The 12,894-nt window shown below is 67.2% G+C and carries 13 protein-coding genes; 5 read left to right on the top strand and 8 right to left on the bottom strand.

Annotated elements, in window-relative coordinates; translation table 11 throughout:
- Together ACFU4Z_RS06965 and ACFU4Z_RS06960 are read right to left on the bottom strand one after the other, a co-directional pair.
- Positions 1 to 1,260 (bottom strand): SDR family oxidoreductase (locus tag ACFU4Z_RS06965; RefSeq protein WP_379060446.1); only part of this gene is annotated, 1,260 nt, incomplete at its 3' end.
- A 340-nt stretch (positions 1,261 to 1,600) separates the two neighbouring features.
- A complete protein-coding gene (locus ACFU4Z_RS06960) occupies positions 1,601 to 3,307 on the bottom strand; it encodes a bifunctional metallophosphatase/5'-nucleotidase (protein WP_379060445.1) in 1,707 nt (568 codons plus the stop codon).
- Positions 3,308 to 3,380: 73 nt separating this feature from the next.
- On the opposite strand from ACFU4Z_RS06960, the gene ACFU4Z_RS06955 reads away from it, so the two are divergent.
- The 3 genes from ACFU4Z_RS06955 to ACFU4Z_RS06945 all read left to right on the top strand — a co-directional run bounded on the left by ACFU4Z_RS06955 (position 3,381) and on the right by ACFU4Z_RS06945 (position 4,944).
- Positions 3,381 to 3,653: a hypothetical protein gene (locus tag ACFU4Z_RS06955; RefSeq protein WP_328400034.1), complete on the top strand. Its 273-nt coding sequence runs from the start codon at positions 3,381 to 3,383 to the stop codon at positions 3,651 to 3,653.
- On the top strand, positions 3,650 to 4,057 hold the full coding sequence (locus ACFU4Z_RS06950) for a hypothetical protein (RefSeq protein ID WP_379060444.1): 408 nt from the start codon (positions 3,650 to 3,652) through the stop codon (positions 4,055 to 4,057). Before ACFU4Z_RS06955 ends, ACFU4Z_RS06950 begins: the two co-directional genes overlap by 4 nt.
- A gap of 170 nt (positions 4,058 to 4,227) precedes the next feature.
- A complete protein-coding gene (locus ACFU4Z_RS06945) occupies positions 4,228 to 4,944 on the top strand; it encodes a GAF and ANTAR domain-containing protein (RefSeq protein ID WP_379060443.1) in 717 nt (238 codons plus the stop codon).
- A gap of 17 nt (positions 4,945 to 4,961) precedes the next feature.
- Here ACFU4Z_RS06945 and ACFU4Z_RS06940 read toward each other — a convergent pair whose 3' ends face one another.
- Both ACFU4Z_RS06940 and ACFU4Z_RS06935 read right to left on the bottom strand, forming a co-directional pair.
- Positions 4,962 to 5,660 carry a GAF and ANTAR domain-containing protein gene (locus tag ACFU4Z_RS06940; protein WP_379060442.1) on the bottom strand — a complete coding sequence of 233 codons (699 nt, stop codon included), beginning with the start codon at positions 5,658 to 5,660 and terminating at the stop codon, positions 4,962 to 4,964.
- Positions 5,657 to 5,878 carry a hypothetical protein gene (locus tag ACFU4Z_RS06935; RefSeq protein WP_379060441.1) on the bottom strand — a complete coding sequence of 74 codons (222 nt, stop codon included), beginning with the start codon at positions 5,876 to 5,878 and terminating at the stop codon, positions 5,657 to 5,659. Before ACFU4Z_RS06935 ends, ACFU4Z_RS06940 begins: the two co-directional genes overlap by 4 nt.
- A 146-nt stretch (positions 5,879 to 6,024) precedes the next feature.
- On the opposite strand from ACFU4Z_RS06935, the gene ACFU4Z_RS06930 reads away from it, so the two are divergent.
- Both ACFU4Z_RS06930 and ACFU4Z_RS06925 read left to right on the top strand, forming a co-directional pair.
- A complete protein-coding gene (locus tag ACFU4Z_RS06930) occupies positions 6,025 to 6,726 on the top strand; it encodes a GAF and ANTAR domain-containing protein (RefSeq protein WP_379060440.1) in 702 nt (233 codons plus the stop codon).
- Positions 6,727 to 6,934: 208 nt separating this feature from the next.
- The gene (locus tag ACFU4Z_RS06925; protein ID WP_379060880.1) at positions 6,935 to 7,474 is read left to right on the top strand and encodes a sigma-70 family RNA polymerase sigma factor; all 540 of its coding nucleotides are present in this window, start codon (positions 6,935 to 6,937) and stop codon (positions 7,472 to 7,474) included.
- Positions 7,475 to 7,502: 28 nt separating this feature from the next.
- On the opposite strand, the gene ACFU4Z_RS06920 is transcribed toward ACFU4Z_RS06925, so the two are convergent.
- The 4 genes from ACFU4Z_RS06920 to ACFU4Z_RS06905 form a co-directional block, all read right to left on the bottom strand.
- Positions 7,503 to 8,618 carry a glycosyltransferase gene (locus ACFU4Z_RS06920; protein ID WP_379060439.1) on the bottom strand — a complete coding sequence of 372 codons (1,116 nt, stop codon included), beginning with the start codon at positions 8,616 to 8,618 and terminating at the stop codon, positions 7,503 to 7,505.
- 115 nt (positions 8,619 to 8,733) lie between these two features.
- Positions 8,734 to 10,101, bottom strand: a complete 1,368-nt coding sequence (locus tag ACFU4Z_RS06915; protein WP_379060438.1) for a glutamate-1-semialdehyde 2,1-aminomutase — start codon at positions 10,099 to 10,101, stop codon at positions 8,734 to 8,736.
- An 80-nt stretch (positions 10,102 to 10,181) separates the two neighbouring features.
- Positions 10,182 to 11,534 carry a GNAT family N-acetyltransferase gene (locus ACFU4Z_RS06910; RefSeq protein ID WP_379060437.1) on the bottom strand — a complete coding sequence of 451 codons (1,353 nt, stop codon included), beginning with the start codon at positions 11,532 to 11,534 and terminating at the stop codon, positions 10,182 to 10,184.
- 3 nt (positions 11,535 to 11,537) lie between these two features.
- Positions 11,538 to 12,893 carry a glycosyl hydrolase family 28-related protein gene (locus ACFU4Z_RS06905; protein ID WP_379060436.1) on the bottom strand — a complete coding sequence of 452 codons (1,356 nt, stop codon included), beginning with the start codon at positions 12,891 to 12,893 and terminating at the stop codon, positions 11,538 to 11,540.
- Between the last annotated feature and the right edge of the window lies 1 nt (position 12,894).

Below are 12,894 nucleotides of genomic sequence, written 5' to 3'. Positions count from 1 at the left end.
GCTCCACCCCCCCGCCCCCGCTGGGGGGGGGGGGGGCCTCGATGTGCGCGAGCTCGCGCAGGCGTCCGAGGGCCGCGGGGCGGGCGCCCCCCCCCCCCCCCCGGCGGGGGGGGGCCCGAGGCCGATGCCCGACGATGCGCCGGTGATCAGGACGGTGCGGCCGGTGAACGGGTCACCGTTGTCGGTGGCGTGATCGCGGTTCGGGTCGAGGTTTTCACGCCAGTAGGCCCACAGCCGCTCGGCGTAACTGTCGAAGGACGGCACCGACAAGCCGGTGCCGCGCAGCAGGGCGCGGGTGGATTCGGAGATGAACTCGGCGGAGAAGGATGTGTGCGGCGCGACGGCGGCCGGAATTCCCAGCTGCTCCAACAGGAAATCGCGCACGGTGGGAATGCCGGGGATGTGGGCGAGCCCGTTGAGCGCGAGCCCACTGCCGGGCACCGTGCCGATACCGGTCGGTGCGCCCGCAGCTGTCGCCAGTGCGGCGTAGATCTCGCCGAAGGGCTGTGGTTCGGGATTGACGAGGTGGAAGGTGCGTCCGTCCAAGCCGTTTCGGCGCACCAGCTCGACCATGGCGGCCGCGACGTAGTCCACGGGCACGATGTTCGTCGCGCCGAGATCGGGCAGCGGCACGGGCAGATCGGTGGGCAGGGCGCCAAGCTTGGCGATGGCGGGGAAGAAGTAGTACGGCCCGTCGATCTTGTCCATCTCACCGGTGCGGGAATCACCGACCACGATGGCGGGTCGATACACGCGCCAGCGCACGCCGCTCGATTCGCGCACGAGCTGCTCGGCGGCGAACTTGGTGCGGTGATACGGGGAGGTCAGGCGCTGGCCGAGGTCGAAGTCCTCTTCGAAGAACTTGCCCTTGTGATCGCCCGCGACGGCCACCGAGGAGACGTGGTGCACGACCGCGCCCAGCTCGCGGGCCAGCGTGAGCACCGAGTGGGTGCCCGCGACATTGGCGGCGTGCGCGGTGTCCTCGTCGGCGGTCATGTCGTAAACCGCGCCGAGGTGGATGATGTGATCGGCCTGCGGTGCGTCCTTGTCGAGTCCGAGTCCGTGCGCGGTGAGATCTCCGACCAGCGCGAAGACGCGCTCGCCGCCATGCCAGTTTTCGGCGAGCTCGGTGAACTTCGCCAGCGATGCGGCACGCACCAGTACGTGCACAATGGCGTCGGAATCCGCGTCCAGGAGCCCCTGCACGACCCGGCGCCCCAGAAAACCGGTACCGCCCGTCACGATGTAGGTAGTAGCCATCGCAATCTCCTGCTCTTGTTCGAACCATATTGTCGGACAACGCTCATCCGGCATGCAGCAGTGAATGCGGACATCTGGTGATGTCGGCCCCCGAGTGATAGCGGTCGGGCCGAAGTAGGTGACACCTTCGTCCTACTGGTGAGTAACTTTAATTCGGTCGGTGCGGCCGGGGCAAGCTACCGGGGGCTGTGTGGGTTGTGTGGTTGGTCACCGTATGTGCAGGTCAAAGGGTATGTGTTACACGGAATTTCAGTTACCCAAAGTAATGACTGGTCGTCTGTCCAGGTTTGCTGTTGGTGTGTGATCGACCGCACACGGAGGATTGCCGGTGCGTTGCGAGCTAACGCTTTTCGGCACGGGCGGCCGGGGCTTGCAGCGGTGGACGGCCCGTCGCATACGTCTCGAAGGCATCGAGGTCGACGGGTCCGACGGCTTTGTCGAGACCCTCGGTGAAGACGGTGAAGCCGTCGCCGCCCGCGGCAAGGAAGCTATTGGTGGTGATCCGATAGGTGGCGACCGGATTGAGAGGCAGGCCCGCGATGCGGATGCTGTCGGCGACGACCTTGCTGCCCTTCGGGGCGGCGGCGACATAGGTATAGGTGAGGCCGGCGGGCGACAACACGGTGGGCTTGCCCGGGTTGTCCCACTGCTGTTCCAGTAGACGCAGTACCTGGCTGCCGGTGAGGGTGACGGTGACGACCTGGTTGCCGAACGGTTGGACGGTGTAGATATCGCCGTAGGTGATCTCGCCGGATTTCAGATCGGCGCGCACGCCGCCGGGGTTCATGAATGCCGCCACCGCGGCGGCGGGCGTCGACGAGGTGGCCGCGAGCATGGAGTCGGCGATGACATCACCGAGTGGCGATTCGCCGGAGGCCGCGGGCTCGTGTGCGAGCGTCTGCGCCGATGCGCCGACCACCCGGGCCGCTCGGGGTGTGGCCTGGCCGGCATAGAAAGCGACCAGGTCGGCGGTGGCCGAGTCCGGGGTGACCTCGCGGGTGACCACCCGATTCACCGCCGAAGCCTGAACCTGGTCGGTGCCGAATGTCAGGGTGATGTCGGTGATCAGCCTGCCGTAGGAGGCGGCCTGGGTGATCACCTTGCCCTCGATCGTGCACACGTATGGCTGATGGGTGTGCCCGGTGACCAGCGCGCGCACCGCGGGGTCGGTGCGAGTGGCGAGCGCGGTGACCTCGGAGGTGATGTTCGCGCAGCCGTTGTAGTCGACCGCGGCGTCGGGCGCCGCCCTCTGGACACCGCCATCGTGCAGCAGCGCCACGATGGTTTCGGCGCCCGCCGCCTTCATCGCGGGCACGTAGGCGTTGATCGCGTCGACCTCGTCACCGAACTTGTAGCCTCGAATGCCTTCGGGGAAAACAATATTCGCGGTGTCGGGAGTGACGGTGCCGACAACGCCGATCCGGTGGCCGCCGACTTCCAGCATGGTCCATGGGCGCAGCGCCGACGGCAGCCTGCCCTGGGCGTCGGTGACGTTCGCGGCCAGGTACGGGAACTTCGCCCCGGTGAACGGCGCGCCGGGCGAACAGCCCTCGGGTGCGCAGCCGCCCTGCTGTATACGCGCCAATTCGATGACGCCATCGTCGAATTCGTGATTTCCCACCGCCGACGCGGCCAATCCGGCGGAGTTCAGAAAAGCAATCGTCGGCTCGTCATGGAACAGCCCCGACATCAGCGGACTCGCGCCGATATTGTCACCCGCCGCGACCACGGCACTGGCCGGATAGGCCTTCTTCAGCCGCGCCAAATGCGTGGCGAGGTACGCGGCCCCGCCGGCTTCGTATCCGGCGATCTTTCCGCTCGAACCACTGGGCGGCTGGAGGTTGCCGTGCAGATCGTTCAGTCCGAACAGGTGCACCTCGTCGGGCCGAGCGGCTCGCAGGTCGTCGGTGGAGATCAAAGCAATCACGTCGGTCACGGTGGCTGCGGTCGGACCGCTGCTCTGCTGCGACCCGGTGCCACAGCTCGCGACCAGTGTGGCGCTCATGAATCCGGCCATGACCACGGCGATGCGGTGGTGCGCTCTCATGACCGAGACTTTCCCATGTCGCGGCCCGGTATGCACCCGGTCTCGGCAAGCCATATCCGAGTACAATTCCGATATGGCGAGAGAACGCAAGACTCGGAAGGTGACGGTCACAGTCCCCGAGGAAATCGCCGTGACCCTGGACAAGTGGCGCGAGGGCGGGCGTATCGAATCGGTCTCGCAGTTCGTTGCCGAGTCGGTCCGGCAGCGCATGGACCGCGCACAGTCTGTTGCCACCATCGAACGCGTCTACGGCGGCAAGCCGCCGCTGGAGATGATCAATCATGGACGCGCGCTATTGGGCTTACCGCCCCTGACCGAGGATGAGTACGCGGCCGGCGCCGCGTGAACCCATCGACCCTGACCGGCGTCGTCCTCGATCTCGGCGCGGTCCTCGGCTGGTGCCGACGCGATCCCTATCCACACGCGATCGCTTGGGCCACAGCGGGATCCGGCAATACGATCGTCGTTCCTGCCGCAGTGCTCACCGCGGCGAGGGCGCTGGTGCCCGCCGATCAGCTGGATATCCTCGCGGCGCTGCTCGGCATGCCGCACACCGTGGTGCCGGTGCTCGACGTCGGCATCGCCGCCGATATCGGCGGCTTGCTGACCGGGCAAACCGACGCTGACGCGCTCGTCTCGGCCGCGCACGCGGTGCACGAAGCCATCTCACGGAACTGGTCGGTGTTGACCGATCGCGCGCCGGTGCTGCAGCGGTTGCACGCCGAGGTGCAGGCCGACACCATTCCGTAGGCGGATACCCCTCACCTCTCGGTTCGCGGGCCCTTCGGCCCTGGTGTGGAGATTTGGCGTTTCGTATTCTTGCGATGCATCGGGGGGTCCATTGCCGGAAGCGTGACGAATACCAGGAGAAGCAACCGTCGAATTCGCAATGGGGGCAATGGTCGTGAGTAGTTCGTAGGATGAGTGTGGCGCAGTTCGATCACCTGACCGATGACTTCCTGTCGGCGCTGTCGATCGGCGGTGGCGGGATCTCCGCGCTGGCCGATGCGTGCGTGCGGGTGTTGCCGGTGCGCCGCGCCGCGATTCTCATTCGGGAACGCGATGCGGGGCTGCAACCCTGGTGCGCGAGTGATGGTGTGGCCGTCCTCATCGAGACGGTGCAGACCACCCTCGGCCAGGGACCTGCGGTGGAGGCCGCCACGCGGGGCGTCCCGGTGTCGCTGGCCGACCTGGCGGCCAGCGGCGAGCGGTGGCCCGGTTTCGCCGCGGAGCTCGCTCGCATCGAAAGGATTGGGCACCCGAGGATTTCCGGCCCGATGGTCGCGGTGCCGTTGCACCTGGGTGCGGTCCGGTTGGGTGCGCTCGATCTCTACGGCGAGCATCCCGGTCTGTCGCGGCCCGCGATGATCTCGGCGGGTCTGCACATTGCCGATCTGGTCATCGCACAGCTGGTCGCGGGCGCTGCACAACCGGGTCATGACGCGCAGCGGTGGTGGGATCAGCCGTTGACAAGCGGCGTGATCCATCAAGCGGCCGGAATGGTGATCGGGCAGTCGGGCATTCGCGCGGCGGATGCCTACGCGCGGTTGCGCGCCTATGCCTTCGTCCACGGGATGTCGTTGGCCGAAGTGGCCGAGTCGGTGGTCGCCAACCGGATCCGATTCGACGCCGACTGATCACCGACGACCTGGGCTCACCCCAATGGTTCGACGACGATGTCGGCGGTGTCGATCCGGCCCTCGACCAGGTCGGCGGCGAGGTCGGCAAGGCGAACGCCGGTGGTGCGGGCATGCGCACGGATACGCAGGAAGGCCCGATCCATATCGGAGCTGTCACGCTCGGCCAGTAGGCCTTTGGCCTGCTCGATGGCGATGCGACTGTTCAACACGGCGGGCAGTTGCGCGCGCACCGTGTCGAGCTGGGCGAGCAGCATGTGGTGTGCGATGCCGACGGCCGCGACGTCGGCGAGCAGCTGCCCGACGCCGAGGTCCGCGTCCCCGAGTGCCGCGGTCGAGGCGAAGAGGGTGAGTGCGCCGACGCTGTCGCGGCGCAGCCGCAGCGGTAGGGCGTAGGCGGACCGGTAGCCCGCGGCCAGCGCGGATCGGCCGAATTCCGCCCATCGGTGCGCGGGCGCGCCGAGTTCGTCTGCGGCGGTGGGATTCCCGGCGCGATAGGCATGGTTGCCCGGGCCGTCGACGGCCGCGAGCTGCAGCAGGCGCAGCAGCTCCGGTCGTTCGCTGCTGGCGGCGAGTATGCGCAGCTCGCCGCTCTGATCGGCGAGCAATAGGCCGGCCTCGGCAGCGCCGGTCGAATCGAGGCAGGCCTCCAACAGTTGCTGGGACAGCTCGATCACGTCGAAATCGTCACCGAGACCGGCGAGGGTTCGGATCAACGACCGCGATAAAGGTGCCGAAACTCCGGGGTTGCCACTGTTTTCCGGGTAATCGTACGAATATCGTAGTGGCTCTGTGGATTCCGGATGTCGCCGATCACCGAATGCGGATCCCATGGCAGTCTCCCGGAGTCGACATATTTACGCGGAGAAAATTCAGCGAAAATACCCTGGCCGTGCACGACGTTGTGTCCGGTCGGGTCGAGCCTGTCGTCCATGGTGGCATCCGGGACCCGGGCGTGTCGACCCACCGATTGTGCACGAGAGCAACGGAATTCGTCGGCATGGCCATACTATGGAAATGTCGGCGAGTGCGGCGCTGGACTCGACAGGACGATCGGTCTTCGCGTGCGGGGTGGTGCGGGTGTCTGACAGTCAGGTGCTGGTTGCGGCAGTGTCACGGTTCGCGGACGCGGTCGCTGTTGTCGATGAGACCGCGCGAATGGTGCGGCAGCTGATGGACAGCGCCACGGACGTGCTGGATCTGGCGGGTTGCACGGTGACGCTCGTACAGGAGGGGCCGGAGCGGTTCACTGCGGCGACACCCGACGCCTTGCTGGAAGTCGAGCTCTGTCAGCACCGCGCTGGACGGGGCCCGTGCGAGGAGGCGCTGCGGCACGGCGAACCCATCACGGTCACCGACATCGGCCTGCGTCGTGCAGTGTGGCCGGAATTCTGCGCCGAGTCAGTCCGGCAACAGGTTTCGGCGGTGGCGGCGGTGCCGATGCGGTCGGGTGAGGCCAAGGTGGGTGTGCTCGGCATGTACGCGCGCGAGCCGCGTGACTGGACCGAACAGGATCTCTCGGTGGGCGGTTTGCTCGCCAGTATGGCGGCCGGGCACATCATCAAGTCGACCGTCATTCGTCGCCAGGAACAGCTGACCGAGCAGCTGACGCATGCGCTGGATACTCGGATCATCGTCGAGCAGGCCAAAGGTGTGCTCGCCAATGCCGGGCGGACGACACCCGATGCCGCCTACGAGCTCATCCGGGCCCACGCCCGGGTCAATCGCGTGCCGGTGCAGGCGGTCGCCAAAGCCATCGTGGAGCTCGGTCTCCGGATCTGATTCTGCCTCAGCAATTCTCGGCATTCACCGCATCGACGAATTCGCGACGGCATCTCGATAAGGACCGGTAGTCTGACCAACGGTGGATCCGATGGCCCCTGTCCCCGGCCGGATTCGTTTACCGCACAGCACCGTCCTTGCCCTCGACGGAGTGTTTCGACGTATCTCTTTCTGTCGTATCACTGTTTGTCAGGGGGCAATCGTGACCATGCTCGATGCAGAATTGGTGCACCACATCGGAAATGGCGATCGTGACGCATTTGCGCAGTTGTATCGCCGCACGCGAAACCTGGTATTCCAGCGAGTTCTCGCCGTAGTCCGAGACCCTGGATATGCCGAAGAAACGTGCCAGGACGTCTACCTGGAAGTGTGGCGGTGTGCGGGCGGCTTCGATGAACGTCGCGGATCGGCACTGACGTGGTTGCGTATGCTCGCCCATCGGCAAGCGGTGGACCGGGTACGGCACGAGCGGGCGACCGTCGACCACAATCATCGCTGGGGCGCCCGCGCCTACCAGCCGCCGATGGACGTGGTCGCCGAGGAAACCCTGCGCAACCACGACCGCGAAGCCGTCCGCAGGAGCCTGACCGGCCTGAGCTCGCTGCAGCGCGAATCCATCACCCTCGCCTACTATCGCGGTCTCAGTTATCCGCAGGTCGCGGCCTGCCTCGGCATCGGGCTGCCTGCCGCGAAATCCCGGATCCGTGCCGCGCTGCAGCACCTCAGAACGGATCTCGCCGAGTACTAGCGCCTACTCGGGGATGCGGTCGCCGCTGTCACGATCGATGCGTGACGGCGGCGACCGTTTCGGCGATATTGGTGCGGAAGGCGCTGGGGGAGAACGACATTGCGTGGTCGCGAATGGTCGCGGGGTGGTAGGCGGTCGGATCGAAGGCGCGCATGGCCGCGGCCATGCCTTCGATGACGTGCTCGTCGCTGCCGTGGTCGACATACGCACCGGTGACACCAGAGCGGACGGTATCGAGCGCGCCGCCCTGTCCGACGGCGAGAACCGGTGTGCCGCAGGCCATTGCCTCGACCGGGACGATGCCGAAATCCTCGATGCCCGGCATGAGCAGTGCATTGCAGCGCCGGTAGGCGTCGAGCAGCACGTCGAAGGATGTGGCGCCCAGGAAGGTGGTTTCGGGGCCCGCGATGGCGTCGAGCTGGCTGCGGAAGCGGCCGTCGCCGAGGACGACAAGGCGGACTCCGGCGCGTTGGGCGGCGCGGATGGCGAGGTCGGGGCGCTTGTAGGGGACCAGCCGGCCCGCGAACAGGAAGAAGTCCTCGCGGGGGATCGCGGTATCCGGGGTGAACTGCTCGACCTGCACCGGTGGGTTGACGACCGTGGCAGGCAGGCCCCACCAATCCTGGACGCGGTCGGCGACGGCATGCGAGTTGGCGACGACGTGGGTGAGGTGCGGCGCGGCGCGCAGTTCGGCGCGCCGGGCGAGCCTGCCGAGCGCGGTGAGGGCCAGTTGCCCGGCCCGGCCGCCTGCCTCTTGGGCGCGGAATTCGGCATCCCACGCCCAGCGGGCGGGGCTGTGGACATAGACGATGGTCGGTGCGTCCGTGGCGAATACGGCCTGGGTGGCGAAGGAGTGATGACTGATGAGCACCGCGTCGAACCGGCCGCGCAGCGGCAGGCGGCGCAAGGCTCGCGGCACGAAGGGCAGCAGCGGGGCGTGCGAGCGGCGACCGGTGGCGGCATGGGCACGGCTGAGCCAGGTGTCGTGCACCGTCTTCAGCGGCGTCCGAACCCCGTCGGGTTCGACGATCGGTGCGAATACCTCCGCGTGCGGCCAGGTTTCGACGAATTCGCCGATGACGGCCTCGGAGCCGCCGAACTCGGTGAAACGTTCGTGCACGATCGCGAGTCGAGGCTCGTTCATGCGCGCACCGGCTCGGCGATCTGTGTGCACGCGTGGTTGCCGTCGGCGCGGCGATGGGTCATTCGACTTCCTGTCGGAGCGTGGGGGCCGGTTCGTGGCGGACCGAGGAGCGGATTCATGTCGGGTCGATCCTGCGGGGCGCGGCGTGCCGCCGCAATGCGGGGGCGACGGGCCTGCCTTCGAGCAACCCGTCGACACCACCCTGCTCGATCGCCTTGCGATACACCGCCGCCGCCTCGCGGCAGGCGCTGACAGTGTGGGCGATATCGGTGTCGGTGTGGGCAGCGGAGGTGACGAAGGATTGCCCGAGGACGCCGCGTTCGAGGAGCTCCTGAAGGAACAGGGTGCGGAACTCTTGGGACGGCTTACCTTCGGGATCTCGGGTGACGAAGATCAGACAGGACGGGCGGCCGAGCACCTGCAGGTAGTCGGCGATACCGAGTTCCGCCGCGACCGCGTTCACGCCGTCGGCGAGCAGTTGCCCGGCGTGTTCCATGCGGGCGACCGGGTCACCGGTGCGGTATTCGTCGACCACGGCGCGGAAGGCGGCCAGCGAGCCCGATTCCGGGCCGTGCGTAGTGGACAACAGGAACACGCGGTCGTGGTCGGTGCGCAGGCCACCGAGCTCCATGAACTCGCGTTTGCCTGCCAGCGCCGAGATAGGGAAGCCGTTGCCCATGGCCTTACCCCAGCACGACAGGTCGGGGCGGACGCCGTACACCGCTTGCGCGCCACCGGCCGACCAGCGGAATCCGGTGATCATCTCATCGAAGACGAGCAGGGTGCCGTAGCGGTCGCACAGGTCGCGAACGCCCTCGAGGAAGCCGGGTTCCGGTTCTGCGAGCGCGGTGGCCGCCTCCATGACAACGGCGGCGACCGCGCCGGTGTCGAGCACCGCCGCGAGGGAGGGCAGGTCGTTGTAGCGAAACTTCATGGTGCCCGCGGCCACGTCACGCGGGATGCCGCTGTCCATCGGAGTGGTCCCGATGAACCAGTCGTCGACCGAGAAGAACGGCTGATCGCACATCGCGATGACGGTGCGCCCGGTCGCGGCACGGGCCAGTCGCACCGCCGCCGTGGTCGCGTCGGAGCCGTTCTTGGCGAATTTGACCATGTCCGCACCTGGCACAAGGGTCAGGAAATCCTGTGCGGCAAGCACTTCCAGCTCGGTCGGGCGGCTGAAGCTGACTCCGTCGGCGATCGCCTCGGTGACCGCTTCCAGCACCGGCCGGAACCCGTGCCCGAGCGTGACCGAACGCAGCCCCATCCCGTATTCGACATACCAGTTGCCGTCGGCGTCCCACACCCGTGCACCGCTGCCGCGGACCAGGATCGGCGCCATGAACTCGGGATATTGATCGGCGCCGCGCGCGTAGGTGTGCGCACCACCGGGCACCAGATCGTGCAGGCGGGATTGGAGTTCGTTGCTGCGGGTGAACGGTCGGCGATCGGCCGACGGGTTCCTACCCGGGACATGGACCATGATCGGCTCCCGATGGGTCGTGAGGCACGCACACAGAAAGCCGTCGGCACGAATCTGTTTGCGTGCGATGGATCTCGGAATCACTGTACGTCCGGCTCGGAGACTTGTCCTCGCGGGGACTGGTCGGTCGGTGTGGTTACCGCCCAGAGGTCGTGGTCGGCGCGTCGACCGGTGGCGCCGACATAGGAGTGCATCCGGCCCTCGCGGATCATCCCGACCTGAGCGGCGATGTCGGCGGCACCGAGATCGCCGAGTTCGATGGCCGTCTCGACCCGGCACAGGCCGAGCTCGGCGAAGGCGTAGTCGAGCAACAGCTGGGTGGCCGCGCGCCGGGTCTGTTCAGCACAGGCGCTATCGGTCCAGACGAACATCTTGGCATTGCGGTCGAACATGTCGAGATCGAACAGTCTGGCTTCGCCGAAGTACGCGCCGTCCACCTCGATGGCGAGCACCAGTCCGGTCGGGGAATGCAGACCCGCCCTGGCCCGCAGTAATTCGCGCCACCACCGGAAACGGGAGTGCCGTGCCGCCCAGGCGGCTTCGGATTCGCCGGGCCCCGCATCGAGCAGGCCTCGGCTGTGCATGCGCGCCGCGCACCACTGCGCCCAGTCCCCCCGACTGCGGCTACGCAGTACCAGCGCCGGATGTTCGGCGTCGGTGAGCCGGATCGGTGTCGGTGTCCGCAGCGGATCCAGCATGTGCAACGCGCGGCCCGCGTAATACCGGGCGGTGGCAACGAGCACAGTGGTCGCCGCAACCGGTTCTCCCTCGGGAGCGCCCGGTGCGGCCGCGGCCGGCTCCGGACCGTCGTAGCGGGTGATCCAGCGGGCCGTGAAGCCGGTCGGCGGAACCGCCTCCTTGGTGATCGCCCACAGTTCGTGATCGCGCCTGGCGCCGCCGACGTCGAAATATCGCGTCATCATCGCCTCGCGGCGAAACCCCATCAGTGCCGCGCCGCGCGAGGTCGCGATGTTGGCGGGCGAGATCGGGGCGGTGAGGCGTTGCAGGCCGGCCGCCCCGAAGGCGAAGTCCAGGATGAGGGAGGCCGCGAGTCCGCCGAAACCGTGCCGTGCCACGTCGGCATCCACCCAGAGACCCAGTTCCGCGGACCCGGCGCCGGGTTCGATGGAGACGAGCTCGATCTGCCCGGCGAAGCGGCCTGCGACTTCGATCACCGTGGACAGCCGCCGGCCCGCACGCGCCTGCGTGCGGACCATGAGACATTCACGAACCCACTGCTTTCCGCTGTGCCGCGCCGCCCAGTCCAGCGGTGAACTGGTCCAGAACGGCTCGATGGTCCGCTGATCGCGCAACCGGATCCGCCGCCACTGTGTGTAGTCCGCGATCCGAGGCGGCCGCAGCACGACGATGACGCCGTGCAGGGTGGCCGGCCCGAGTCGGACATCGGATAACGAAGGTGGGTGATCGGTCACGGCTCACTCCCGGGGGCGCTGACTGCCGAGCGAGGTCGTTTTCACCGCACCATCGGTAGCTACCGAGAGTCGCCAATAGCCGCCTGCCGGATCCTTGAGCACGATCCCGCTTTCTGGATGATCGGAAAGCCATGCACCACTGGATAGGACAGCGGAGCGCACGGCTCCGTCGGCGGTCTGGGCCTGGAAGATATCGGTGTCGCCGCGCCCGGCCCTGCCGATGATCGTTCCGGTGAACCGAGGCGAATGCACGCTGTTGCGGCCCATCACATGCCAGGCATCCGGGAACATCGCCGGACTGAGTTCATCGGTGGAACTGGAGATCAGGTTGATGGCGGTGCCCTCGGGGCAGCCTGCGGGATCTATACGCAGCTCGATCGGCGGTTTGTCGAGGTCGGCATCGAATTGCACATTGGCGAGGTAGGGCTGACGGCAGTAGACCAGGTCGACGCCGACGGAGCGGGCGGCCACCTTGCAGTTGGTCATGCCGAATTGGGCGGGTCCGCCGCGATCACGCTGGCCGATCGACAGTGCGATGTCCGCGCCCTCGAACCAGACATTGGTCAGCCACCAGTCATTGGCCGCGCCGTCGATGGCGATGTGCTTGTCGGTGGTGTGCGGGTCGTTGTCGGAGACGAATTCGACATTCGTCATGGCAAGTCCGGCATTGTGGTCACTGCCGGTGCCGAGCACCCCGATGTAGTTGCTGGTGAGCTTGGAGGAGGTGACGTAGTTCTGGATGCACGACGTGACGATGCCGACGCCGAAATTATTGATGTCGCAGTTGATGAACGCGGTGCCGCCGGTGTTGTGTTCGAGGACGACACCGCGCTGCTCCAGAAAACGTGGATGGTTGTCGCTGAGATGGTTGCCGCGGATCACCACGGCGTCGAACGAACAGCGGAAGCATTCCGAGAGCACGACGGCGGTGGAGCGCGGCCCCGTCATGAAGATGCCGAGCCGGGCGAACCGGATCCGATTGCGCTTGCGGAGGTTGATCAGGGTGGTGTCGGTGTCGCAGACCACAACCGACACGTCCGCGCCGTCGCCGAGGACCGTTGCGTAATCGGACATTTCCGGCCACGACCGCACCATGTAGTGACCGGCGGGCAGGTAGAGCACCAGCGGCGTGCCGCCGACCGCGGCCGCGGCGGCGAACGCGGCGGTGTCGTCGGCGACGCCGTCGCCGACCGCACCGAAGTCGCGGACATTGCGCGCCGCGGGTGCGTCGGTGACGTTGGGCGAGCGGAAGGGGTTACCGGGGGGATCGGACGAGGCACACGCCGCGAGCGGGAACGCGGCGGCGGCGCCAAGCGATGCTGCGAGCAGTCGTCGTCGACCGACGGCGTCCTCGGGCATC

Source organism: Nocardia sp. NPDC057440 (genome assembly GCF_042802915.1).
Lineage (GTDB): Bacteria > Actinomycetota > Actinomycetes > Mycobacteriales > Mycobacteriaceae > Nocardia.
Note: the sequence above shows the minus strand (reverse complement) of the source record. Positions and strands in the feature narration are given on the sequence as shown.